The organism is Bradyrhizobium sp. UFLA05-112 (genome assembly GCF_053572325.1).
This window is the reverse complement of record NZ_JBANBK010000013.1, coordinates 115,706-138,625: the sequence shown is the minus strand read 5'-3', so window position 1 is coordinate 138,625 and position 22,920 is coordinate 115,706. Positions and strand designations below refer to the sequence as shown.

The 22,920-nt window shown below is 63.3% G+C and carries 25 protein-coding genes and 1 tRNA gene; 10 read left to right on the top strand and 16 right to left on the bottom strand.

The window, feature by feature from the left end; all coding sequences use genetic code 11:
• The first annotated feature begins 262 nt into the window (after positions 1-262).
• The 4 genes from SO180_RS10710 to SO180_RS10695 all read left to right on the top strand — a co-directional run bounded on the left by SO180_RS10710 (position 263) and on the right by SO180_RS10695 (position 2,835).
• The gene (locus SO180_RS10710) at positions 263-1,135 is read left to right on the top strand and encodes a sulfurtransferase (protein ID WP_449378771.1); all 873 of its coding nucleotides are present in this window, start codon (positions 263-265) and stop codon (positions 1,133-1,135) included.
• A gap of 40 nt (positions 1,136-1,175) precedes the next feature.
• Entirely contained in the window at positions 1,176-1,898 is a 723-nt protein-coding gene (locus SO180_RS10705; RefSeq protein ID WP_449378770.1) for an RNA polymerase sigma factor, read from the top strand.
• A gap of 88 nt (positions 1,899-1,986) precedes the next feature.
• Positions 1,987-2,508, top strand: coding sequence for a DUF4142 domain-containing protein (locus tag SO180_RS10700; protein ID WP_449378769.1), 522 nt, complete (start codon positions 1,987-1,989; stop codon positions 2,506-2,508).
• A 9-nt stretch (positions 2,509-2,517) separates the two neighbouring features.
• Complete coding sequence (locus tag SO180_RS10695; protein WP_449378768.1) at positions 2,518-2,835, top strand: cupredoxin domain-containing protein; 318 nt, start codon at positions 2,518-2,520, stop codon at positions 2,833-2,835.
• A gap of 162 nt (positions 2,836-2,997) precedes the next feature.
• Here SO180_RS10695 and SO180_RS10690 read toward each other — a convergent pair whose 3' ends face one another.
• The 4 genes from SO180_RS10690 to SO180_RS10675 form a co-directional block, all read right to left on the bottom strand.
• Positions 2,998-3,264: a hypothetical protein gene (locus SO180_RS10690; protein WP_449378767.1), complete on the bottom strand. Its 267-nt coding sequence runs from the start codon at positions 3,262-3,264 to the stop codon at positions 2,998-3,000.
• 233 nt (positions 3,265-3,497) lie between these two features.
• Positions 3,498-3,875: a TIGR02301 family protein gene (locus tag SO180_RS10685; RefSeq protein WP_449378766.1), complete on the bottom strand. Its 378-nt coding sequence runs from the start codon at positions 3,873-3,875 to the stop codon at positions 3,498-3,500.
• A gap of 54 nt (positions 3,876-3,929) precedes the next feature.
• On the bottom strand, positions 3,930-4,325 hold the full coding sequence (locus SO180_RS10680; RefSeq protein ID WP_449378765.1) for an NUDIX hydrolase: 396 nt from the start codon (positions 4,323-4,325) through the stop codon (positions 3,930-3,932).
• Positions 4,326-4,362: 37 nt separating this feature from the next.
• Positions 4,363-4,863 (bottom strand): hypothetical protein, encoded by a 501-nt coding sequence (locus tag SO180_RS10675; RefSeq protein WP_449378764.1) that lies wholly within the window; start codon positions 4,861-4,863, stop codon positions 4,363-4,365.
• Between the two features lie 63 nt (positions 4,864-4,926).
• Here SO180_RS10675 and SO180_RS10670 point away from each other — a divergent pair, with 63 nt between their 5' ends.
• Positions 4,927-5,682, top strand: a complete 756-nt coding sequence (locus tag SO180_RS10670; protein ID WP_449378763.1) for an SOS response-associated peptidase — start codon at positions 4,927-4,929, stop codon at positions 5,680-5,682.
• A gap of 116 nt (positions 5,683-5,798) precedes the next feature.
• Here SO180_RS10670 and SO180_RS10665 read toward each other — a convergent pair whose 3' ends face one another.
• From SO180_RS10665 to SO180_RS10640, 6 genes are all read right to left on the bottom strand, one after another.
• Entirely contained in the window at positions 5,799-6,992 is a 1,194-nt protein-coding gene (locus SO180_RS10665; RefSeq protein WP_449378762.1) for a CaiB/BaiF CoA transferase family protein, read from the bottom strand.
• A gap of 14 nt (positions 6,993-7,006) precedes the next feature.
• Positions 7,007-7,936 carry a glycine reductase gene (locus SO180_RS10660; RefSeq protein ID WP_449378761.1) on the bottom strand — a complete coding sequence of 310 codons (930 nt, stop codon included), beginning with the start codon at positions 7,934-7,936 and terminating at the stop codon, positions 7,007-7,009.
• Between the two features lie 169 nt (positions 7,937-8,105).
• Positions 8,106-8,687, bottom strand: coding sequence for an NUDIX domain-containing protein (locus SO180_RS10655; protein WP_449378760.1), 582 nt, complete (start codon positions 8,685-8,687; stop codon positions 8,106-8,108).
• A 7-nt stretch (positions 8,688-8,694) separates the two neighbouring features.
• The gene (locus SO180_RS10650; RefSeq protein ID WP_449378780.1) at positions 8,695-9,144 is read right to left on the bottom strand and encodes a GNAT family acetyltransferase; all 450 of its coding nucleotides are present in this window, start codon (positions 9,142-9,144) and stop codon (positions 8,695-8,697) included.
• A gap of 2 nt (positions 9,145-9,146) precedes the next feature.
• Positions 9,147-10,574 (bottom strand): FAD-binding oxidoreductase, encoded by a 1,428-nt coding sequence (locus SO180_RS10645; protein ID WP_449378779.1) that lies wholly within the window; start codon positions 10,572-10,574, stop codon positions 9,147-9,149.
• Positions 10,575-10,677: 103 nt separating this feature from the next.
• Positions 10,678-11,667, bottom strand: a complete 990-nt coding sequence (locus SO180_RS10640; RefSeq protein ID WP_449378759.1) for an L-threonylcarbamoyladenylate synthase — start codon at positions 11,665-11,667, stop codon at positions 10,678-10,680.
• 68 nt (positions 11,668-11,735) lie between these two features.
• On the opposite strand from SO180_RS10640, the gene SO180_RS10635 reads away from it, so the two are divergent.
• From SO180_RS10635 to SO180_RS10615, 5 genes are all read left to right on the top strand, one after another.
• Positions 11,736-11,812 (top strand) — tRNA-Pro (locus SO180_RS10635).
• Positions 11,813-12,285: 473 nt separating this feature from the next.
• The gene (locus SO180_RS10630) at positions 12,286-13,626 is read left to right on the top strand and encodes an MFS transporter (RefSeq protein ID WP_449378758.1); all 1,341 of its coding nucleotides are present in this window, start codon (positions 12,286-12,288) and stop codon (positions 13,624-13,626) included.
• Between the two features lie 29 nt (positions 13,627-13,655).
• A complete protein-coding gene (locus tag SO180_RS10625; protein WP_449378757.1) occupies positions 13,656-14,567 on the top strand; it encodes a DUF1932 domain-containing protein in 912 nt (303 codons plus the stop codon).
• A 65-nt stretch (positions 14,568-14,632) separates the two neighbouring features.
• Positions 14,633-15,955, top strand: a complete 1,323-nt coding sequence (locus tag SO180_RS10620) for an MFS transporter (protein WP_449378756.1) — start codon at positions 14,633-14,635, stop codon at positions 15,953-15,955.
• A 199-nt stretch (positions 15,956-16,154) separates the two neighbouring features.
• The gene (locus tag SO180_RS10615; protein WP_449378755.1) at positions 16,155-17,072 is read left to right on the top strand and encodes an MBL fold metallo-hydrolase; all 918 of its coding nucleotides are present in this window, start codon (positions 16,155-16,157) and stop codon (positions 17,070-17,072) included.
• Between the two features lie 39 nt (positions 17,073-17,111).
• Here the strand turns inward: SO180_RS10615 and SO180_RS10610 are convergent, their stop codons facing one another.
• From SO180_RS10610 to SO180_RS10585, 6 genes are all read right to left on the bottom strand, one after another.
• A complete protein-coding gene (locus SO180_RS10610; protein ID WP_449378754.1) occupies positions 17,112-18,047 on the bottom strand; it encodes an amidohydrolase family protein in 936 nt (311 codons plus the stop codon).
• 115 nt (positions 18,048-18,162) lie between these two features.
• A complete protein-coding gene (locus SO180_RS10605) occupies positions 18,163-19,053 on the bottom strand; it encodes an ABC transporter permease (RefSeq protein WP_449378753.1) in 891 nt (296 codons plus the stop codon).
• Complete coding sequence (locus SO180_RS10600; protein ID WP_449378752.1) at positions 19,046-19,870, bottom strand: ABC transporter ATP-binding protein; 825 nt, start codon at positions 19,868-19,870, stop codon at positions 19,046-19,048. The genes SO180_RS10605 and SO180_RS10600 overlap by 8 nt, the downstream gene beginning before the upstream one ends.
• A 43-nt stretch (positions 19,871-19,913) precedes the next feature.
• Positions 19,914-20,987 (bottom strand): ABC transporter substrate-binding protein, encoded by a 1,074-nt coding sequence (locus tag SO180_RS10595; protein WP_449378751.1) that lies wholly within the window; start codon positions 20,985-20,987, stop codon positions 19,914-19,916.
• A gap of 267 nt (positions 20,988-21,254) precedes the next feature.
• A complete protein-coding gene (locus tag SO180_RS10590; RefSeq protein WP_449378750.1) occupies positions 21,255-21,968 on the bottom strand; it encodes an IclR family transcriptional regulator in 714 nt (237 codons plus the stop codon).
• Positions 21,969-21,994: 26 nt separating this feature from the next.
• Entirely contained in the window at positions 21,995-22,918 is a 924-nt protein-coding gene (locus SO180_RS10585; RefSeq protein WP_449378778.1) for an SMP-30/gluconolactonase/LRE family protein, read from the bottom strand.
• Positions 22,919-22,920 lie beyond the last annotated feature (2 nt).

Here is a 22,920-nt window from a genome sequence, read left to right as displayed (position 1 = left end):
TGCCGCGACCAGCCACTTCGACTGGCTCATCTCGATTACTGCGACCAACGTGCTATCCTGCTCGAAGGCGGTGAGGGACCTGCCGGCGTCAAACGATTGCGACATGGGCTGCTCCATTGCGTGATCACGGCGTTCGAGGGGTGTCCACACCCTCACCGCCGCTTACCCCAGTCGCCGCTTACCCCATAGCATCTGGATTGCCCGCTTTCGCGGGCAATGACAGTGTTACGCGATGCACAAGCCGAACTTGGGAGAGCACTCGATGACCCAGCCGACATCCCTCGTCACCACCGGGCAGCTCGCCGCCATGCTCGGCCAGCCCGACCTGCGCATCTACGATTGCACGACTTACAACGAGCCGGTGCCGCAGGGCAGCGACGTGCCGTACATCGCCGTGCCCGGCGACAAGACGTTCGAGGCCGGCCACATTCCTGGCGCCGATTTTCTCGATCTGCAAGGCGAGTTCTCCGACACCTCCGCACGTCCGCTTTTCATGATGCCGGCGACCGTGCAGCTCGAGGCCGCCTTCGGCCGCCACGGCCTCGATGCCTCCAAGACTGTCGTGCTCTACAGCATCGGCACCATGATGTGGGCGACGCGATTCTGGTGGATGTTGCGCTCGCTCGGCGTCGATGCACAGGTGCTCGACGGCGGTTTCGACAAATGGAAGGCCGAGGGGCGGCCAGTCGAGATGGGTGCGCCGAAGGGATATCCGGCCGCAACCTTCAAGGCCGCGCCGCGTGCCGGTTTCTTCGTTGACAAATCCACGGTGATGGCAGCGATCGGCAATCCCGCGACCGTCATCGTCAATGCGCTCGGCCCGCAATTTCATCGCGGTCTCGAGCCGAGCCGCTATGGAAGGCCCGGTCGCGTTCCCGGCAGCGTCAACGTCCCGGCGGCGACGCTGGTCGACCCTGCTGACAAGACGCTGACCACGCTTGCCGATGCCGAAACGAAATTCGCTGCGCAAGGCGTCACGCGCGACAAGAACGTCATCTGCTATTGCGGCGGCGGCATCTCGGCGACGATCGATCTCTTCCTGCTGGTGCAGCTCGGTCACGACAAGCTCACACTCTATGACGGTTCCATGGGCGAATGGGCCAGGGATCCCGCGCTGCCAATCGAGACGGGCTGAGGGTAGATTGGTGGGAACCTTTTGGGCGGGCCTGCATCCAATGTCCGGAAAAACTGGAGACGAGCCCGTGACCGCCATCCATCGCACTGCAATATCGGAAGCCACAGGTCTGGCCGAGGCCGAACTGGTCGAGCGCGCCCGAGTCCGCGATGAAGCCGCGCTGCGCGCGATCATGCAGGCCAATAACCGCAGGCTCTACCGGCTCGCCCGCGGCATCTTGCGCAACGACAGCGAGGCCGAGGACGTGGTGCAGGAGACCTATGTTCGGGCGTTCACGCACCTCGACGGCTTTCGCGGTGAATCCGGCCTGTCGACCTGGCTGTCGCGCATTGCCATCAACGAGGCGCTTGGCCGGGTGAGAAGCCGGAAGGTGCATGTCGAGATCAGTGCGCTGCCGGAGGCAACACTCGAAGCCCAGATCATCCAGTTTCCCGTGTCCTCCGCCGCAGGCGATCCGGAAAAATCCATGGCCCAACGTGAAATCCAGCGTGTCGTCGAGCACGCGGTCGATGAGCTGCCCGATGTGTTCCGCATGGTCTTCATCGCGCGCGTGATGGAGGGCATGACCATCGAGGAGACCGCGCAGCTGCTCGGCGTCAAGTCTGAGACGGTGAAGACGCGGCTGCATCGCGCCCGCGCGATGCTGCGGGAAAATGTCGAGAAGAAGATCGGGCCGGTGGTGATGGATGCGTTCCCGTTCGCCGGCCAGCGCTGCGAGCGTCTGACCGAAGCCGTACTGAAGCGGCTCGGCGTCGGCGTGTAATTTTCTTGGGAACGTCCGCGGCGGTTCTCCATCCAATGCCTGTGAGGTCACATGCCGGGGGCAACCGGCACCACAGGAGTGTCAAGTCATGTTCATCCGATGCAGCGCGGCGATCGTCACGATCGCTTTTTTGATCAGCCCTGCGCTGGCGCAAGGCGCAAAGCCCACTGATCCGCAGATCGCCCATATCGCCTACACCGCCGGCGTGATCGACATCAACGCCGCCAAGCAGGCGCTGAAGAAGGCCAAGAACAAGGACGTAAAGGCATTCGCGCAGGACATGGTGCGCGATCATGAGGCGGTGAACAAGCAGGCACTCGCGCTGGTGAAGAAGCTGAAGGTAACACCCGAAGACAACGACACCAGCCGTACGCTCACGAAACAGGCGAACGACAAGCTCGCCGAGCTTTCGAAGCTCAAAGGTGCGGACTTCGACAAGGCCTATGTCGACAACGAGGTCGCCTACCACAAGTCAGTCAACAGCGCCCTGGAGACCCAGCTCATTCCCTCCGCGGACAATGCGGAGCTGAAGGGCCTCTTGCAGACGGGTTTGAAGATTTTCCAGGGCCATGAGCAGCATGCCGAGCATGTCGCGACCGAGCTCAAATAGGGGCGGGAGATGCTGCCGGGACGGCTGTTGGCAATGACCGCAATGGTGCTCGCGTCGATGATCGTCCCGGCGCGTGCCGCGACCGTACAGATCTTGATGGAGAATCTCGAGATCTCGCCGGCCGAGGTCTCGGCGAAGGTTGGTGACACCGTCGAGTGGGTCAACAAGGACGTCCTCGCCCACACTGCGACGGCGAGGAATGGCGATTTCGACGTGAACCTGCCGGCGAAGAAGTCGGCGACGTTCGTGCTGAAGAAGGCGGGGATGGTGGAGTACTATTGCCGCTACCATCCCAACATGAAAGCGACGCTCAGAGTGGAGCAGTGACATTTCCCCCGCGATATCAGGAAAAACTCCCGGCGCATTACGGACTATTGCTTATCTCGTGACGCGCGCATTCGTGCGATCATGAGCGCAGCCATCGCGACCTTTCGTGAGGTCATTCATCCGCAGACTTCACCCCGCCTCTTCTGGCGGGGTGATTTTTAGCTACTGCTTGGCGAGTGCGATCGAGAATTCGCCATTGCGGATGCGGGCGGGAAAACCCTCGACGAATTTTGCCACCGCATCCTCGCCATAGGTGCCGACGAGCTCAGCCAGCGCTGCGAACAGGCTCGCCTGCGCGAGACAATCGCCGTCGACGCCGTCATGGCGCGCTTCCGCCCAGGCCTCGTTGAGATAGCTGAGCGCAGCCTGCTTCTGCTCATGATCGGGCAGCGGCGCGCGGGCGGAGGCGAAGGACACTGGAATGCTCATGACACTCGGAAACGGGCTGGAGGCGCGATCCCCATCGATGCGCTGCGTGAGAGGTGTAGCACGCAGATTAACTCCGCCTAGGCCACATCTTTAGGAAAGGTTAACGGAGGTGAACAATGTGGATGAGTTGTTCCGGCGACACATCCGGTAATGCAAAATCCTCATGGGAGGAGGCGCGCGCCTGCTCCGCAGGCTCCTCAGGATCAGGGTTGGCAGTTGAAGGCGATGGCAATTCAGTTGGCGTAACGCGCCGTGAGGTCGCGCGAGATTTTCGAGCCTTCCTCGATGTAGCGGCGGATCGCTACCGTCGCGGCCGGCGTACAGCTCCGGTAGGTCTGTTGAAAACCGTTATAGCCACGGTTGAAGCCCGCGATCATGCGGGTGCGGCGCTCGCCGGAGGGGGTTTCGGCGTCGATCAGCGCCTGCATCTCGTTGCGCCATTTGTTGCCTTCATTGGCCCCGCAGATGCCGCGCAGGTAGTGCAGGCCGCCGAGGATTTCCGCGAGCCGCTGCAAATCGCCGTCGAACGGCGCAGCCGCGTCCTGAGCCCGGGCGGGCAGGACGGCGCAGGCAAGAAACAGGGCCAAAACGGCCGGAAATCGCTTGGACATCGGGGGCGTGTATGCCCCTTAAGGTCGGCAGACGCAAGGCAGCCACTCTTGCCGTCAGGCCCCGATCAGGCGCTTTGCGGCATGGATGACTTCGTCCAGTCCACCGGTGAGCTTGAGGTCGCCGAGGCTGCCCAGCGCGTCGGGAGCAAGCCAGCGGAAATCGTCCAGCTCCTCATTCAGAACCGGCTCCCTGGCCGTCCAGCGCGCCGCAAAGGACATGATGAGGTAGTGGCCGGCACCGGCCGTGGACGGCAGCACCTCGCGCCAGCCGGCCAGACCGACGATGTCGATCGCCAGCCCGGTTTCCTCGTCGACCTCGCGAATCAGCGCCTGATGCAGCGATTCGCCGAATTCGACCCGGCCGCCCGGCAGCGAATAGAAGCCCTCGGCCGGCGAGCGGGCGCGGCGAACCAGCAGCACCTCGCCGTCGCGGAATATCGCGGCGCTCACTGCGAGCTGGGGATGGCTCGGCTGCACGGTGTCGGCCTCAGTTCGACATGATGGTATCGACGTCGGCTTCCGCGCCGCCGTTGATGATGCCGCCGCAGGCCGCGATGAGCGGCTTGACCCAGAGAGTGGCCTGCTCGGCAAGCTTGACGCGCGTGGCATCCTTCTCCACCTCGCGCATGGCCGAGCCGACCGCGGTCAGGATCGAGGTCATGGTGTCGGTGATGTGATCGAACTGGGCGCGCACGTTGGGAGCGGCCTTCTCATAGGCCTCGATCGCAAGATCGCGCGCCTTGAAATTCGAGGCCGTGAAATGCTCGGCATAGGACAGCGGCGTCCAGGTCAAGAAGTCTTCGGCGCATTCCGGCATGTCCGGGACCATTTCGAGCAGCATGACGGCTTCATTGAAATGGTTCAGATAGTCGGTGGCAAGCCCCGTCCGCGGGTTGATATTGGCCACGCGCAGCCGCTCAGCCCAGGCTGCCGCCTCGGGGCCCGTCACTACATGCGTCCGCGCGGGTTCGGCGACCATTGAGCTCATCGGCCGCAGTGTTGACGTTGGGGGTTAAAAGGTGCTGAACGGACCCCATATAGGCCCTCAAGGATGTGCGGACGCTTTGTCATAACCTCGGCTCCGGCGGCTTTGCGGCAACTCTTTGGCTATCTCGAGCAGCCGAATTTCCCGCCGCGGTACAACGTCGCCCCGACGCAGCCGATTCCGGTGGTGCTGGTCGACAAGGGTGCGCGCCGTTTCCAGCTCATGCGCTGGGGATTGCTGCCGACCTGGGTGAAGGATCCCCGTGGTTTTACGTTGCTGATCAACGCGCGCTCGGAGACGGTCCTGGAAAAGCCCGCCTTCAAGAACGCGATTCGCAGGCGACGTGGCCTGATCCCGGCCGACGGTTACTACGAGTGGAAAGCGGTGGACGGCCGCAAGCAGCCCTATTTCATCCACCGCGCCGACGGACAGCCGCTCGGTTTTGCCGCGGTGTTCGAGACATGGGTCGGGCCGAACGGCGAGGAGCTCGACACGGTCGCGATCGTCACGGCGGCGGCGAGCGAGGATCTCGCCGCGCTGCATGACCGCGTGCCGGTGACGATTTCGCCGCAGGATTTCGAACGCTGGCTCGACTGTCGCGGCGACGAGATCGATGCGATCCTGCCGCTGATGGCCGCCCCGCGCATTGGCGAATTCACCTGGCACCCGGTCTCCACACGCGTCAACCGCGTTGCCAATGACGACGACCAGTTGCTGTTGCCGATCAGCGCCGACGAGATGGAGACGGAAGCGCCGAAGAAGAAGGTGGCGCGAAAAGCAGCCGCAGCGCCAGCCGATGACGGGCAGGGCTCATTGTTCTGATTGCAGGTGTCGTAGGGTGGGCAAAGGCGCGACGCGCCGTGCCCACCATCTCTCCGGTTACTCGATGCGCAATGGTGGGCATGCTTCGCTTTGCCCACGCTATGGCATCGCCACTCTCACACAATCTCCCGTGCCCTTAACTCCGCGATCTCCGCTGCGTCAAAACCCAGCTCTTCCAGCACTGCATCCGTATCCGCGCCCAGCTCCGGCGCCATGCGGTCGAGCTTGCCGCCACCATGCGCGAGCTTGAATCCGCTGCCAGCGAAGCGCAGGCGGCCGTAGGGCGTGTTGAGCTCCTGAATGGCGCCGCGTGCCACAATCTGCGGATGGTCGATGATCTCCTCGATTGTCCAGATGCTGGCGCAGGGCGCGCCGGCGTCCTCCAAGATCGTCTCCCATTCGCGCGGGCTCTTCGTCGCCAGCGCCTCCTCGATGATCGCGCGCAGCGCAGGCTCATTCTCGTTGCGGGAGAACCAGTCGGCGAAGCGTGGATCGCTCAGCGTGTCCGCGCGGTCGAGCGCCGTCATCAATGCGCGATACTGCTTCTCGTTGTTGACCGCGAGCAGGATGTAGCCGTCGCCGCAGCTGAACAGGTTCGCGGTGGTCTTGCGGCTGACCGCCTGGTTGCCCGAGAGCTGCTGACGATGGCCGGCGACCGACCAGTCCGCAATCTGACCCGACAGGAACGCCAGCGTCGCCTCCAGCATGGAGACGTCGACGAGCTGCCCCTTGGCCGTCCGGTCGCGCTGATACAGCGCGCTGGAGACGGCGAACGCCGCGGTCGCACCCGAGAGCACATCGCACACCGCAAAGCCCGTGCGCGTCGGCCCGGTCTCGGGATGGCCGGTGATTGCCATGATGCCAGAGAGCGCCTGCATCTTGCCGTCATAGCCGGGGCGCAGCCGATCGGGGCCGGTCTGGCCGAAGCCGGACACGGCGCAATAGATCAGCTTTGGATTGATCGCGGACAGCGCCTCATAGCCGATGCCGAGCTTGTCCATCACGCCCGGGCGAAAGTTCTCCATGACGACATCGACCCGCGCGGCGAGCTTCCTCACGATTGCGATCGCGTCCGGCTTTTGCAGATCGAGCGTCAGGCTGCGCTTGTTGCCGTTGATGGCCTGGAATGCCGGCGCGAGCCCGCGTTCGGCCCATTCGCGGCTGAGCGGCGTGCGGCGCATGTCCTCGCCCTCGCGCCGCTCGACCTTGATGACGTCGGCGCCCAGCAGCGCGAGCTGGTAGCTCGCATAGGGGCCGGCCAGAACTTGTGTGAAATCGAGGATCTTGACGCCTTCGAAGGGCCTCGTCACGGCTGAGTCTCCCGTCAGGCCGCGCGGTTGCCGCGCGCGATCTCCTTCTGCTTGTCGAACTCGGCGCGCCGCCGCGCAAGCTCTTCGGGCGAGAGCTGCGCGACGTTATTGTAGTCGAGCTTCCAGGAAGCATCCTCGCTCCAGCGCAGCGGCGATTGCATCGTGGTGCGCGGGCCGCTGGCGGACTCGAGGAGCTTCAATGCGAGTTCCAGGGTTTGCGCCTGCGAGGCAACGTCATGCGGCTTGCCCGCGGAATTGCCGAGCGGGAAGTCGGAGAACAAGAAGCGTGGCACCGCGGCGTGCTCGACGATGTCCTTGGCGCAGCCCATGATCACGGTTGGAATGCCGCCCGCCTCCAGATGCCGCGCGACCAGCGCGGTGGTCTGGTGGCAGACCGGGCAGTTCGGTACCAGGACTGCGACATCGACCTTGTCGGCGAGGCAGCGCGCCAGAATCTCCGGCGCGTCGGTGTCGAGGGTGACGCGATGGCTGCGATTGGTCGGCGCACCGAAGAAGCGCTGGCTCACCTCGCCGATGCGCCCCGCGGCAGAGGCCTTCAGGAGCTGCGGCAGCGGAAACCAGGTGCCGCTGTCGGTCGCGCTCGTGTGCTTGCGGTCATAGCCGATGTGCGAGATGCGCAAATCGTGCGGTTGCGTGGTGTCGCCGTCGTAGACCTCAAAGAACTTTGCGCCACCATTGTACGCCGCGCCCGGTCCCTGGTCGCCCTTGGTCGGATCATAAGGCGCGGCCGTCGTGATGATCGTCACGCGCGATTGCGCCAGCGGTTTCTTCAGCGGCTGGAACGGTGCGTCGACATAGTGCGCCCAGCGATACGGCGTGGTGTAGCCGATCGCCGCGTAGTAGTCGCGGGTCCGCTGCATATAGGGGACGGGAGCGTCGTAATCGGGCGCGAAGCCGAATTCATCGTCGCGCGGAGTTGACATTGGCCGCGTCTCCTCTCGTTCTCATTGCGGACAGAGTAAAGATAGTCGGCGATTTGCTCAACAGCGACCGTGTCTCCGCAGGTCAGATTTGCAATTGAAGATGGCGCCGCGCTGGCGATGCTTCCCCCTCTCCCCTTGTGGGAGAGGGACATCGCGCGCGTCGACTTAGCTACCTGAAAACATGCAGCGCCGCATATTGCAGCAGCATGATCGTCTTCGCGTCCACGATGCGGCCGTCGGCGATCATCGCAAGCGCTTCGTCGATCGAAAGTTCCAGCACCTCGATCTCCTCGCCTTCGTCGGCAAGGCCACCGCCGTCACTGATCCGCATCTCCGGCTCGTATTCGGCAACGAAGAAGTGCAGCTTCTCCGTGACCGCCCCGGGGGTCATGAAGGCCTCGAACACCTTGTGGACGTCATGCAGGCGATAGCCGATCTCTTCCTCGGCCTCGCTGCGGATGCGCGCTTCGGGATCCGCATCGTCGAGCATGCCGGCGGCGGCTTCGATCAGCAGGTCGTCATAGCCGTTGACGAAGGCAGGATAGCGGAACTGCCGCACCAGCACGACGGTGCGCTGCTTGCGGTTATAGGGCAACAGCGCCGCACCGTTGCCGCGGTCATAGACCTCGCGCACCTGCGTCTGCCATTCCCCATCGTTGCGACGCCACTCGAAGGTCGTCGCCTTCAGAATGTATTTCTTGTCCGAGAGCAGGCGAACGTCTTTGATACGGACGCGGTCGGAAACGGACATGCAGGCCTCAAGGAGTAGGGGCGCGGCCGTCGAGCCATTTGGCGAACATCACCGACGTGGACTCTTCGAAGCCGAGGGAAGTGTAGAACGCGCCGGCCTGCGTGTTCTCGCGGCGGACCAGGAGCTGAAGTTTTGCGATGCCGGCCTGTCGCAGCCAGTCCTCGGCAGCAGCCATGATGATGCTGCCATAGCCTCGCTTGCGGCAATCGGGATCGACCGCGACGTAATAGATCCAGCCGCGATGGCCGTCATGGCCGACCATCGCGCTGGCCACGATCGCATCGCCGCACCGCCCGATCAGCACGGTCGAATTCGCCTCGCGCCGCGCCAGCGCGACATCGGCATGCGGATCGTTCCAGGGCCGTGTCAGACCGCAGCGCTGCCACAGCGCAACGACGCTTTCGACATCGGCATCCGCGATTTGATCGATCGCGAGCGGAAGAGGGGAGACAGGCAGGTTCACAGCACTTTACCGGGGTTCATGATCTGGAGGGGGTCGAGCATCGCCTTGACCTGTCGCATGAGCTCGATGGCGGTCTTGTCCTTTACGTCGGGCAGTTCGTCGCGCTTGAGCACGCCGATGCCATGCTCGGCCGAGATCGAGCCGCCCATGCGCAACACGATCTCGAACACCACCGTGTTGACGTCGTGCCAGCGGGCAAGGAAGTCGGCGGCATTGGCCCCGACCGGCTGGCTGACATTGTAATGCAGATTGCCGTCGCCGAGATGGCCGAACGGCACCGGTCGCGCGCCAGGGATCAGCTTGACGACCGCAGCATCGGCCTCCGCGATGAAGGCGGGCACCGCTGCGACGGGCACGGAGATGTCGTGCTTGATCGAGCCACCCTCCGGCTTCTGCGCCGCCGACATCTCATCGCGCAGCTTCCAGAAGCCGGCGCGCTGAGTCAGGTTGGCGGCGATCACGGCGTCGTCGACAATCTCCGCCTCCATCGCTCGGGTGAGGATCGATTCCAGCGTCGCGCGCGCATCGTCGCGTGGCGAGGACACCTCCATCAGCACGTACCAGAGATGCTTTTGCTCGAGCGGATCGCGCACGTCGATGCCGTGGCGGATCGAGAAATCGACCGCCATTTCCGCCAACAGCTCAAAGCTCGTCAGCGCGTTCGAGGCTTCGCCCTGCGCGATGGTCAACAGCTTCAACGCCTCTGCCGGTGACTTCAGCCCTACGAACGCAGTCTCGATCGCCCGCGGTTTCGGAAACAGTTTTAGCGTCGCCGCGGTGATGATGCCGAGCGTGCCCTCGGCGCCGATGAAGAGGTTATGCAGGTTATACCCGGTGTTGTCCTTCTTCAGCTTCGACAGCGCGTTGAGCACGCGCCCGTCGGCCAGCACGACTTCGAGCCCCAGCGCCATCTCACGCGCGACGCCATAGGCGAGCGCGGTGGTGCCGCCGGCATTGGTCGAGAGATTGCCGCCGATGGTGCAGCTTCCCTCCGCGCCCAGCGAGAGCGGGAACAGTCGGTCGACCTCGGCTGCCTTCTGCTGCGCGATTTGCAGCACCACGCCGGCCTCGCAGGTCATGGTGTTCGAGGCGGTGTCGATCTCGCGGATCTTGTCCAGCCGGCGCAGCGACACCACCACCTCGCCATTGTGTGGCGTCTGGCCGCCGACGAGCCCGGTGTTGCCGCCCTGCGGCACCAGCGCGATTTTGTATTCGGAGGCGAGCTTACAGATCGCGGAGACTTCTGCAGTCGTCGCGGGCCTCAGCACGAGCGGCGAGCGGCCGTGGAATAGGTTGCGCTCCTCGGTGAGGTAAGGCTCGATGTCGGCAGGATCCGTCACGGCATATTTGGCGCCGACGATCTTGCGAAATTTCTCGATCAGCTCGGGAGCAAGCGGGGGGATGGCAGGTGTCGTGACGTTCATCTCTTCTTCTTTCTTCATCGCAATCTATTCTATTGCGCATGATCCTATCGGAAAACCGCTACACACTTTGCGCTAACGCGGCCGTCCGGGTCCGGATCATGCGCTACCGCGCCACTGCTGCGCGCCGAAGCCGGTCGTTGATCGCTTCGCCGAGTCCTTCCTCGGGGATCGGCATAACAGCGATCCCGCCCGGACTCTTCGCATCCAGGGCGCGAAGATAGCCGAACAAGTTGGCGGCGGCCTCATCGAGATCACCGCTCGCTGACAAATTCATGACGCCGGCGGCGTGTTCGATGCCTGGCAGCACGGCCGGTCCGAAGGCGAGTAGAGCCTCGTCGGGCGCGACATCATGCGCATTGAGCCGCACGGTGGCGCGCGGCGCGTAGTGCGAGGCCAGCATGCCCGGCGCGAGGGGCTGGCTGTCGTCGCTCTCGACATCCTGCGGCGGCCGCGCCAGCGGCACACCCAGCACGGCCTCGATTTTCTCGCGCGACAATCCGCCGGGGCGAAGCAGCATCGGCGCCTCGAAGCAGCCGAGAATCGTCGATTCGACCCCGACCTCGACCGGCCCGCCGTCGACGATCAGGTCGATCCGCTCCGCAAGATCGCTCTCGACATGCGCAGCCAGCGTCGGCGAGACATGGCCGGAGATGTTCGCCGACGGCGCCACCACCGCCCCGCCGAAGGCGCGCAGGATCGCTTGCGCCACGGGATGGGCGGGGATGCGGATCGCGACCGTGTCGAGACCCGCGGTCGCAAGATCGGCGACGGGGCAATCGTCGGTCTTCGGGACCACCAGGGTCAGCGGCCCGGGCCAGAAAGCTTCTGCGAGCCGGATGGCGCACGAATCGAACCGTCCGATGCGCCGCGCCGCCGCGAGGTCGGCGACATGAGCGATCAGCGGATTGAAGGCGGGGCGACCCTTGGCGGCGTAGAGATGGGCGATCGCCGTCGCATTGGCGGCATCCGCACCGAGCCCGTAGACTGTCTCGGTCGGGAACGCGACCAGTCCGCCTGCCGCAAGCGCCCGCGCGGCGGCATCAGTGGCGGCCGGTCCGGCCGGTAGAATCTGGGTTGTCAGGCCCGTTTTCACTGGGACAAAAATCCTCAAATCGGCGGCTTGCGGTGTGCCGAACCCGACGCTATAAGCCGCCTTCTTGTCGGAGTGTGGCTCAGCCCGGTAGAGCACTGCGTTCGGGACGCAGGGGTCGCAGGTTCGAATCCTGCCACTCCGACCAGAAATCATTAGAGTTTTTCTTCTGATTTTGGTCCTCGGTCAAGCTGGCCACCGTTTTCGGCCACCGCAACATACCGGCCCTTTTTGCTGATCGCGGATTCCGCTCCCTGCAGGTAATCGGGGTGATGCTGGTGATAGGTCCCCTGTAGGATCTCCGGGGACATCCCCAGGAACCGGGCGGCCGGCCAGATTGGCACGCCACGCTGCATTGGCTGAGCGTCGGGCCCACGACAACATCATCGGGCCCTGCAATTCTTTCCAGTCCCATGTCTCTTTCAAGTCCCATGTCGCGCGGTCAATGCCCGCCGTGAGCCCGGCCATCTGATTGGAACACCAGGTAACCGCGAGGAAGCTAAGCACCACTCCGGCAAATTACAAAATGAAACGACGTTCTAAAATTTATTGCAACGCCGTTCTATTTTTGTTATCGGGACGTCATGGCCGGGGAACAACGGTCGATCTGGAGGAAACTCAATGGCAGGTGTCACCGCCGTTTCAGCCGGCACCAATCTTACGCCCGAGCAGGAGAAGATCCTCTCGAAGGTCATCTGGCGGATCGTGCCGTTTCTGCTGCTTTGCTACATCGTCGCCTACCTCGATCGGGTGAACGTCGGGGTCGCCAGCCTGACGATGAACCAGGATCTCGGTATCTCGCCGTCCGAATTCGGCTGGAGCGCAGGCCTTTTCTTCTTCGGTTATTTCCTGGCCGAGGTGCCGAGCAATCTCGCCCTGCAGGCCATCGGCGCGCGCAAATGGATCGCACGGATCTTGATCACCTGGGGTCTGCTCTCGGCCGGCACGGCTTTCGTCGTCGGCCCCGCGAGCTTCGGCTTCATGCGCTTCCTGCTGGGGCTCGGCGAAGCCGGCTTCACGCCGGGTGTGTTTCTGTATTTCACCTACTGGTTTCCGGCGCGCGTCAGGGGCAGGGCGACGGCAGCGTTCCTGCTCGGTATCCCGATTGCGAACATCCTCGGCGCACCGCTTTCGAGTATGCTGCTGACACTCAATGGTCTCGGAGGCCTGCATGGTTGGCAGTGGCTTCTGATCATCGAAGGTCTGCCCGCAACCATCCTCGGCTTTGTCTGCCTGTTCACACTGACGGACAAGCCCGATCAGGCAAAATGGCTGAGCGTCGACGAGCGGGCGTGGCTTATCAAGCTAATTGCCAGCGAGCGCGAGGCGATTGCCACCAAGCATCCATCCAGATTGAGGGATGCTTTCACCAATTGGCGGGTGCTCGCATGCGCGTGCATCAACTTCTGTGCAATCATCGGTTCGGTCGGTCTCGGCTTGTGGATGCCGCAGATCCTGAAAGGATTCGGCTTTAGCGTCGTGACCATCGGTTTTCTTGCTGCTCTGCCTTATGTTTGCGGTGCTGTGGCCATGATGCTGTGGGCGCGCCTGTCGGATCGCGGCGGCGAGCGGAGCTGGTTCGTCGCATCCGCGCTGGTCGTGGGCGCAGTGGCGCTGATCGTGTGTGGCTATGCTACATCGTCGGCCTTGATCTCCATCATCGCACTCTGCGGCGCCGTCGTCGGGATCATGTGCTACCAGTCGACCTTCTGGCCGATCCCGTCGAGCTTCCTCACCGGCAGCGCTGCCGCGGGTGGACTCGCACTGATCGTCTCGATCGGCAATCTCGGTGGTTTCGTGGGCCCTTATCTCATCGGCGAAATCCGCCAGGCCACCGGCAACTTCTCCTGGGCGCTGATCTCGGTGGCCGGATTCCTCGTCCTCGCCGCCATCCTCATCTGGTTCGTCGGCGTCAGCTTGCGGGATGGCAAGTTCGCCTCTCCCAAGATGGCGCGCGCATGACCTCAAAAAATTCAGCGAAGGAGTACACAATGAGCCAAAAGCAGCAATTTCGCCTCGGCCTGGTCGGCTATGGCGAGATCGGCAGCACGTTGGGCAAAGGGCTGCGCGGCGCCGGCCTGGAGCAGATCTTCTGCTATGACAAATATGCTTTCGACGGGCCTTATGCCGATCTGATCCAGAGCCGCGCGAAAGCGGCCGGCGTCACGCTCGTCAAATCCAACAAGGAACTGGCGGATGCGGCCGAGCTGATCTTCAGTGCGACCCCGGGCTCCTCATCGCTTGCGAGCGCGGATGCGTTCGCGTCCGTGCTCGACCGCCGTCACACCTTCCTCGATTTCGCCTCCGCCACCCCGAAGGTGAAATACGGCGTGGCCGAGCGTCTGGCCAAGACCGGCGCCATCCTCGGTGATGGCTCCATCATGGGGACGCCCAAGAATGGTTATTCGATGCAGATGCTGTCGAGCGGTGCTGCGGCGCCACGCGTCATCGAGCTGCTCGTGCCCTGGGGCATGAGCATCGAATATGTGGGCGAGAAGCTCGGGACCGCCTCCGGAATCAAGATCCTCCGTTCGGTGCTGCTCAAGGGCACCGAGGCGCTGATCGATGAGATGGTTTTGGCCGCACGGTCCTATGGCCTGGACGAGGCGGTGCTGGCTTCTGCCTCCAAGACGTTGACCCGACCGTTCATGGATACGGTTGAGAGCCTGACTCCCTCCGGCGTCATTCATTCTAGGCGGCGATCGGAAGAGATCGAGATGGCCGCAGAGGCGGTGGAAGATGCCGGCGTCGAGCCGCTGATGGCACGCGCAGCGGCGGCGCGGCTCCGTTGGAAGGACAGCCTGGGCCTCAAGGAGCACTTCAAGGGCGTCGTCCCGGAGAACTACAAGATCGCGATCGACGCGATCGTGGCCAAGACGCAGAAGACCAAAGCGGCCAAATAAGGCCGAAGGCCGGATAGGACCAGGATAGGTCCAAGGCAAAATCCAATACGAACAGGGAGGCGGACGTGGCGATTGTTCGGACAGACGCCGGCCGGATCGAGAAGGTGACGATGCGCAGGGTTCTCCTGCGCCTCGTTCCGTTCCTGATGGCTTGCTACTTCTTTGCGTTGCTCGATCGCGTAAACGTCGGCTTCGCTGCGTTGCAGATGAACAAGGATCTTGGTCTTACGCCCGCGATGTTCGGCTTCGCGGCAAGTCTGTTTTTCGTTTCCTATTTCCTCGTCGAGGTGCCCAGCAATCTGGCCCTACAGAGGGTCGGCGCCAGGCGCTGGATCGCCCGGATCATGATTACCTGGGGGTTGGTGACGGCGTGCATGGCTTTCGTCGTCGGGCCATATTCGCTGTACGCCATGCGTTTCATTCTGGGCGCTGCGGAGGCCGGTTTCTTTCCCGGCGCGATCCTCTATCTGACCTACTGGCTTCCCTCGCTGTACCGGGCGCGCATCCTGGCGACCTTCACGGTATCCATTCCGCTCGCGACCTTCCTGGGCTCGCCTTTGTCGGTCGGGTTGCTCGAACTTGACGGTGCGCTCGGCCTGCGCGGATGGCAGTGGCTCTTCATTCTCGAGGGATTGCCGACTGTGATGTTGGGGGTAGCGTGCCTGTTCGTGTTGACCGACAGGCCCGCGCAGGCCTCCTGGCTCACCGCTGAGCAGCGCGACTGGCTGATCGGGCGCATGGAAACGGAAGTGGCCACGCGCAAGCCGGTCGGGCACCTGTCATTGTGGCAACTTGCTACCAACAAATACTTCCTCGTGATGGCCCTGGTGTGCTCCGGTGCGTCCGCGACGGGAAGCGTCTTGTCAGTTTGGCAGCCGCAGCTCCTGAAGTCGTTCGGCCTCTCGACCCTGCAGACGGGGTTCGTCAACGCAATTCCCTACGGAATTGCGACCGTGCTCATGGTGCTGTGGGGACGCCATTCGGACAGGACGGGCGAGCGGCGCTGGCACACGGCTATCCCACTGCTGCTCGCGGCGGGTGGCTTCACCGCCTTGGGCCTGACCGGGACTGCGGTCGTGCCTACCATCATCATGGTCACCTGCTGCCTGGTCGGTGCGTATGCCTTCAAGGGTCCGTTCTGGGCGCTCTCGTCGAGCTGGCTTTCGGCGAGCACGCTCGCAGCCGGCCTCGCCGGCATCAACGCGGTTGCGAACCTGATCGGCGGCGGCCTCATGGTGAACGTAGTCGGGCTCGTCAAGGAGCGGACCGGCAGCTTCGTGCTCGGAATGTTGCCGCTCGCGCTGCTTTGCGCTGTGGCGGTGGTTTGCGTCCTCTCGCTGGGGCGCGGCGCCGCGCGCGAGACGGAGATGGCGACAGCGAAGTCATGACGTGACTCTCGGACGGCCCGCGCTGAAGCCCGGTCTGCAACACGTCCTGTTTGAGCCCAGGAAAACCAACAAGTCAGGGAGTACGGCAATGACGCTTTTCCGACAACCCTCTCAGCTTTCGATCGCTGAGGGCAACTCCGATGGTGCAAGCAGGCGAAGTTTCCTGAAATTTGGATGCGCGTGCTGTCTGGCCGCGGCCATGCCGGCTGCTTATGCCGCGACCCCTTCGCCGGACGTTGCACGTCATTTGGCGGCTGCGAAGGAAGCCGCCGGATCCGATCTCGGCTCCTACCTCGTGCTCGGCAACGCCGCGGATCCGGACTACAAGGCGCCTCCAGTGTCGCTCGAACAGCTCATGAAGATCCCGGCGCCTCCGCCGGGAAAGGCCTTTGACAATCTGTACTTCGTCGGCAGCACGTGGGTGAGCTGCTGGGCGATCACCACATCCGACGGTATCATTCTGATCGATGCGATGGACAATGAGGAAGAAGCCGCGCGCATCGTCGAAGGCGGTTTGAAGGCGCTTGGCCTCGATCCAGCGGCGGTCAAGACCATCATCGTCACCCACGGACATGGTGACCACTATGGTGGCGCCAACTACTTCGTGGAGAAATACAAGTCTCGCATCGTCGCAAGCGAGGCCGATTGGTCCATGATGGAGACCAAGCTCGAATTCGACAGTCCACTCTGGGGCAGGCCACCCAAACGGGACATTTCGGTCGTTGACGGACAAAAGATCTCGCTCGGCGATGCGACCATCGACATTCTGATTACGCCGGGCCACACGATGGGGACCATTTCGCCGCTGTTCGACGTCCGGTCGGGCTCGCAGAAGCATCGCGCGCTGTTGTGGGGCGGAACCGGCTTCAACTTCGGAAAGAAGCCAGAACGCATGCAGGCCTACATCGATGCGACGGCACGAGCGCGCGGCCTCGCCAAGGAGCAGGGCGTGGACGTGTTCATCTCAAATCATGAGCATTTCGATGGCGCGCTTGCCAAGCTCGCGGCCCGAACCGCCGATGGCCCCAACCCGTTCGTGCTGGGGGAAGCGACGGTTCAGCGCGCGCTTACCGTCATGAACGAATGTGCTCAGGCAACGCTTGCGTCCTGGAAGTGACGCCTTCCACAACGCGTGCGGACCGGCTCCTCCCTCGCGCTAGAAGCCGTACAGGTTGGTCGGGTTCTCGACGAAGATGCGTTTGCGCAAAGCATCGCTGCCGATCCAGTCGGACGTAAGATCCACCAATAGGGCATCATCGGGCTTGGCGTTCTCGGCTGCGGTGGGGTGCGGCCAGTCCGTACCCCATACAAGCCGCTCCGGCGCGAGTTTCAGAAAGCCCTTGGCGATCTCTGCAGCGTCCGAGTAGGTCGGCGGACCGACCTTCGAGAAAGTATAGGCGCCGGACAGTTTGACCCAGGCCTTGCTCTGCTCCAGGAGCTTTGCGATGACGCTGAAGGCGGGATGCGAGACGCTGGGAAGCTGTCCCATGTGATCGAACACGACCGGCACGGGCAAATTGCGGAGGAGATCTGCGTAAGTGACGATCCGCTCGGCGCCAGCGACGACCTGGACGTGCCAGCCCCAAGCTGCGGTCCGCCCCGCAAGCGGCTGCATCATCTCCACGGGTGCGCCGGCAGGATAGGAGAGGTTGAATCGCACGCCGCGAACGCCGAGGTCGTGCATGGACTTGAGGTCCGCGTTCGCAATGTCGTCCTTCACGACCACGATTCCGCGCGCCGAGGCGCCGAATTCCTTCAGCGACTCCAGCACAAGGCGGTTGTCCGTGCCGTAGGTAGACGGCTGCACGATGACATGTCGCGCAATGCCGACCCGCGCCTGGAGGTCGCGATAGTCGGAGATCAACGCATCCGCGGGCCGCAAACTCGCCTTGGGGTCGGCTGGATACCGCGCATCGTAGATGTGATGGTGACAATCGACAGCGCCTGGCGGCAGCGGGATCTTTGGTCGCTCCGTGCCACCCGACCATTTGACCTGCCGCGCAGCGGCCGCAACCGGCGACAGTGAAGCCCCAACGCTTGCGGCCGCCATTGTGCGAACGATCTCGCGACGGCTCAGGCTTGCTCTCGTCATTGCCGATCTCCAGTCATCTAGAGCGTTTTCCAGCGAAGTGAACGCCGGTTCGCGTGAAGAAAACGCGTCAAAACAAGAATCTGAAGTCCCGTTGCGATGCAATCGGAACGGGACTCTAGTGGTTCTGCATGCCCCATTTGCGAACTGTCATGGCCTCGACGCTGCGGAAAACGAGTCCTTCGACTGCGAGACCGATCAGGATCACGGTCAGCAGGCCGGCAAATACGTTGGCGGTCTCCAGCGCGTTGCGCGCCTCGAAGATGTACCAGCCGAGACCGGCGGCATTACCGGAAACGCCGAACACCAGTTCGGCCGCGATCAGGGTTCGCCAGGCGAATGCCCAGCCGATCTTGAGGCCGGCGAGGATCGAGGGAAACGCTGCAGGAATCAGGATGAACAGCACCATGCGCAGGCCGCCGAGCCCGTAGTTTCGGCCCGCCATGCGCTGGGTCTGGCTGACTGAGAGGAAACCGGTATACGTGTTCAGCGACACCGCCCACAGCACGGAGTGGACGATCACGAACACGATGCTGGTCGTGCCGAGCCCGAACCAGAGCAGCGCCAGCGGCAGGATGGCGATCGCCGGCAGTGGATTGAACATCGCCGTCAGCGTCGCGAGCACGTCAGTGCCGATCCGCGTCGAAACTGCGAGCGTGGTCATGACGGCCGCGATCGCGATCGCCGTCGCATAGCCGATCACCAGGATCCGCAACGATGTCGCAGCGGAGGCCGGCAGCTTGCCGACGATGACATCGGCCGACCATGCCGACAGGGTGTCGCTCAGCGAGGGGAACATCAGAGGATTGGCGATGTAGCGCGCATAGACCTCCCATATGATCGCCAGCACCAGCAGCACGAGCCCTCGCCGGATGGCGGTGACGGCCATGATGGCCTCGACGGGGCCGATCGGACGACTGATGTCGCCGATTTCGCTGATGTCGGCGGGAGTCCGCTCGATGTCGGGACGGGACAAGGACGCGCACGTGGGGATGGCGGAGTCAGCCATGGGCGGTCTCCTCGTCTCCGAACAGCATATTGTGGATATTGCGGTTGAACGCCATGAAGGCGGCATCGCCCTGATGGCCAAAGTCATACGCGGTGGCATCGAGTTCGGCACGGACCTGGCCTGGATGCGGTGTCAGCACCAGGATGCGCGAACCGAGGATGATGGCTTCCTCGATCGAGTGTGTCACGAACAGCAGGGTGAAGCGGACATCCTCCCACAGCTCCAGCAGTTCTTCCTGCATGCGGCGGCGTGTCAGGGCGTCCAGCGCGGCGAACGGCTCGTCCATAAGCAGAATGCGCGGCTCCATGGCCAGCGCCCGCGCGATCGCGACGCGCTGCTTCATGCCGCCGGACAGCATGTGGGGATGGACGTCCTGGAAGCGCTCCAGTCCAACTTTCACGGTGGCGCGCCGCGCCCGGTCGCGAATTTCCTCCTTAGGAAAGCGGCCCGAGCGGCGCATCGGAAACATCACGTTGTCGAGAACGGTGAGCCAAGGCATCAACTGATCGAATTCCTGGAACACCATCATGCGATCGGGGCCTGGTCCCACGATTGCATGGCCGTCGATGGTCATGGTGCCTTCGGTCGGCTTCATGAAGCCGGCAGCGCATTTGAGCAGGGTGGATTTCCCGCAACCGGACGGACCCAGCAGGATGAAGCGATCTTCGCGATGGACGTCGAACGATGCCCGGTAGGTCGCGGTGACGAGCCGATCGCGCGTCTTGTACTGCAGCGTGACATCTCGCACCGACAGCAGTGGCTCGGCCAATGTGATCGTAGGGTCGGGTCTTGCTTGCTCGACCGGCAGAGCTGTCATCAGCTTTCCTTTCCCTGGTTGACCGGCGTGCTGGATCGCAATCTCAGTCGCCGGGTCCGTCGCCGACCGGTGCAAAGAACACGTCTTGCCATTTGGCAGGCGCCGTCTTGATCATCCCGAGCTTGGCCATGAAGTTGGCATAAGCCATGATGCCGTGCGGTTCGGTCGACCATTTGTTGTCCCGGATCATCGCGGTCAGCGTTTCGCCGGAGATATCGAAGGGTTCTGACTTGAGGTAGATCTCGCCCGCCTTGGCCGGATTTGCCCGGATGAAGTCTTCAGCCTCGCGGATCGCCTCGACGATTCCGCGCGCGGCTTGCGGTTGGGCGTCGACAAATTTGCCCGTCGTTGCAAGCAGGCCGCTGGTGGCGGGATGGCCGAGGATCTCGTCCGATGTCGTGACGACGTGGAGCTTTGGAGTTTTCTCCAGCACCGTAATGAAGGGATCGTTGGCGAAGTAGCCGTTGATCGTGGTTGATCCACTCAGCATCATCGCGGTCGCGTCCGGGTGCGGCAGACCGACCATCATCGTATCGAAGTGCTTGATTGCGGCTTCACCCATCGCCTTCACGCCCGCCATGCGGAGCAAGATGGCTTGCGGTGAATTCAAGGCGGTGACGGCGATCCGGCTCGTCGCCGGAAAGTCCGTGACCGTCTTGATGGCGGGATCTGAGGTGTAGAGCGAATAGCGACCCATCGAAAGCGGAGTGAGGCCGCGAATGTTGTAGGACTTTCGGGTCTTCTCCCAGGCGACCAGCAGGCCCGGGGCGCCGTAGGCGCCGATCTCGATGCTGCCGCTGAGCAGGGAGTCGTTGATCGCGGGCGCCCCGCTGAGCTTCTTGATCGCGACCTTGGTGCCGACGGCCCCCTGCGCGGCAACGTTCTTGTCGAACAGTCCAAGCGCATCTGCGACGATGATCGGAAGATAGCCGATGCCGTTCTGCATCGCGATCGTGACAATGCTCGCAGCGCTCGCTCGGCGCGCGAGGAACGGGACGAGGGCGGCGGCGACACCGAGTTTCAGGGCCTGACGCCTGGAAACCGTTGCCATCTCTGCCGTGTCGAAACCCGACTGTGGGGGTATCTTGCACGTTGCGTCGGCGGCATTGCTCGCCATCGCCATCTCGCTCCCTGCGGCCCGGGCGTTCTCAACGCCTCTTTTGTTCGAACGCGTCTTGCGTCCCGAACCCGATTTAGCATTTTAGAACGACGTTGCAAAACAGAAAATGAAACGTCGTTCCAATCTGCCGGTCGATGCACAAGTTCCAATGCAATTTGGGAATTACGTTAGAGCGTGACCCGGAAAAGTGTGGAGCTGTTTTCCCTCGCGACAAACGCGGAACGCGTTTGCGCGGAGATCATGCTCAAACAATCTCATCGCGCTTTAGGTCTGGAGCGCGCCGCCGAGCGCCGCGGAAAGCACTTCGGCCTCGTCGCGCAGCGCTTTTCGTGCTTCATCAGCCCGCTTCCGGGTCCAGCGCGATGCCGGACCCGTGATGGCAAGCGCGCCGAGTAGGCGCCCGCCGGCGCCGAACACCGGCATGGCCAGTGACGCGACGTGCGGATCGGTCACGCCGCTGGTATAGATCGGAACCTCGATGACCGATGAGGGTTTCCCGCGGGCCGGATCGAACTTCTGCAGCACTTGCGCGATGGAGGACTTGTCCATCGGGCGCAGGTCGCCCGGACGGACGTGCATGCGCAGGGGGAATGGCGAATCGAGCCGAAAGAGGCAGAGCCGCTGGTCGCCCCGTCGGATATAGAACGACGCGGTCTCGCTGGAGATGGCCACGAGTTTTTCCAGGGCGGGCATCACGTGGGCCTCGAGTGCGAATGACGAGAGGTAGACCGAACCCAGGCGGGCAATCTCCGTCCCCAGCCGGTAGCGCCCATCCGGAATCCGCTCGATCAGGCCGAACCGCTCGAGCGATACGCACAGCCGCATGATGGTGCTTTTGACCAGGCCCGTTCGTTGTGCGAGTTCGGTCAGTTCGAGCGCATCGTCGCCGCGCTTGAACGCCGTCAGGACGGTCAGGAGGCGATCGGCCGAAGCGACGCCTGAGACTTTCGGACGGGCGCGGACTTTTCGATCCATCATGTGAAGCACGTGGTATTCCGGTTGGCTCAACGCCGATGCGCGTACATCGGAGCGCCGGCGACGTCGAGCGTGGCACGCAGAATGGAGCCGGTCTGCGATTCCGTGATGAACAGATCATGCCCGGATGGGCCGCCGAACGCCAGATTTGTCGTTGAAATGCCCGCACAGGAAACGATCCGCCGCAGCGGCTCGGCGGTCCTCGACAGGTGCCAGACCGATCCAAAGCCGGTATGGGCGACCAGCAGGCCGCCATTTTCGTCGAGGGCAAGGCCGTCGGGGCCGCCAAGGCCCCCGTGAAGCTGGGCAAAGACGCCGACCTTCGTGGTGAGGCCGCTGCGTCCCAGCGGAATTCGCCAGACCTGCTGGGCACGAGTAACGGCGATCAGAACGTGCGTCATCTCGGGATCGATGACGATGCCGTTGGGGCTTGGGACGGTGTTGAGCAGGCAGGACAATTGCCCGGCGGCGGTCAGGCGGTAGACGCGTCCCGTTGGGTCGTGCAGGCCGGTCTGGCCCTGATCGGTGAAGTACAGGTCGCCGTTCGGCGCGAACACCAGGTCGTTGACACCCTTGAAGCCTTCCGATGCCGCCGTTTCCAGGAACGGCGTAATGGCGCCCGAGGAGGGATCGGGCAGCACGATGCCGCGCTTGTAGTCGGTGATGAAGATGCGGCCGTCGCTGTGGATCTTCAGCCCGTTGGGCCAGCCGTCATACTCCGTGATCAGCTCCCAATCGCCGCCGGTGGAGATGCGGAATACTCTGCCGAAGGGGATGTCAGTGACGTAGAGCCGTCCCTCGCGATCGAAGGACGGCCCTTCCAGGAAGCTGTCGATGGCGAGGCCGCCGCGATTGGCGTCGGCCCAGGCCGTGTTGCGGGGCTTCCGGAAGCGATCGGGCAGGCGCGTGAACACGTCCGTGTCGAGGTGGGGCGGTGGTGCAAAGAACATCAGCT

Excerpts from the sequence above, each read along its gene's own strand:
- SO180_RS10615 (WP_449378755.1), top strand. The coding sequence starts at position 16,155 with ATGCCGGCTGCTTATGCCGCGACCCCTTCGCCGGACGTTGCACGTCAT.
- SO180_RS10625 (WP_449378757.1), top strand. The coding sequence starts at position 13,656 with ATGAGCCAAAAGCAGCAATTTCGCCTCGGCCTGGTCGGCTATGGCGAG.
- SO180_RS10605 (WP_449378753.1), bottom strand. The coding sequence starts at position 19,053 with ATGGCTGACTCCGCCATCCCCACGTGCGCGTCCTTGTCCCGTCCCGAC.
- SO180_RS10700 (WP_449378769.1), top strand. The coding sequence starts at position 1,987 with ATGTTCATCCGATGCAGCGCGGCGATCGTCACGATCGCTTTTTTGATC.
- SO180_RS10670 (WP_449378763.1), top strand. The coding sequence starts at position 4,927 with ATGTGCGGACGCTTTGTCATAACCTCGGCTCCGGCGGCTTTGCGGCAA.
- SO180_RS10610 (WP_449378754.1), bottom strand. The coding sequence starts at position 18,047 with ATGACGAGAGCAAGCCTGAGCCGTCGCGAGATCGTTCGCACAATGGCG.
- SO180_RS10655 (WP_449378760.1), bottom strand. The coding sequence starts at position 8,687 with ATGTCCGTTTCCGACCGCGTCCGTATCAAAGACGTTCGCCTGCTCTCG.
- SO180_RS10695 (WP_449378768.1), top strand. The coding sequence starts at position 2,518 with ATGCTGCCGGGACGGCTGTTGGCAATGACCGCAATGGTGCTCGCGTCG.
- SO180_RS10630 (WP_449378758.1), top strand. The coding sequence starts at position 12,286 with ATGGCAGGTGTCACCGCCGTTTCAGCCGGCACCAATCTTACGCCCGAG.
- SO180_RS10590 (WP_449378750.1), bottom strand. The coding sequence starts at position 21,968 with ATGATGGATCGAAAAGTCCGCGCCCGTCCGAAAGTCTCAGGCGTCGCT.
- SO180_RS10600 (WP_449378752.1), bottom strand. The coding sequence starts at position 19,870 with ATGACAGCTCTGCCGGTCGAGCAAGCAAGACCCGACCCTACGATCACA.
- SO180_RS10675 (WP_449378764.1), bottom strand. The coding sequence starts at position 4,863 with ATGAGCTCAATGGTCGCCGAACCCGCGCGGACGCATGTAGTGACGGGC.
- SO180_RS10595 (WP_449378751.1), bottom strand. The coding sequence starts at position 20,987 with ATGGCGAGCAATGCCGCCGACGCAACGTGCAAGATACCCCCACAGTCG.
- SO180_RS10685 (WP_449378766.1), bottom strand. The coding sequence starts at position 3,875 with ATGTCCAAGCGATTTCCGGCCGTTTTGGCCCTGTTTCTTGCCTGCGCC.
- SO180_RS10645 (WP_449378779.1), bottom strand. The coding sequence starts at position 10,574 with ATGAACGTCACGACACCTGCCATCCCCCCGCTTGCTCCCGAGCTGATC.
- SO180_RS10660 (WP_449378761.1), bottom strand. The coding sequence starts at position 7,936 with ATGTCAACTCCGCGCGACGATGAATTCGGCTTCGCGCCCGATTACGAC.
- SO180_RS10690 (WP_449378767.1), bottom strand. The coding sequence starts at position 3,264 with ATGAGCATTCCAGTGTCCTTCGCCTCCGCCCGCGCGCCGCTGCCCGAT.
- SO180_RS10710 (WP_449378771.1), top strand. The coding sequence starts at position 263 with ATGACCCAGCCGACATCCCTCGTCACCACCGGGCAGCTCGCCGCCATG.
- SO180_RS10705 (WP_449378770.1), top strand. The coding sequence starts at position 1,176 with ATGTCCGGAAAAACTGGAGACGAGCCCGTGACCGCCATCCATCGCACT.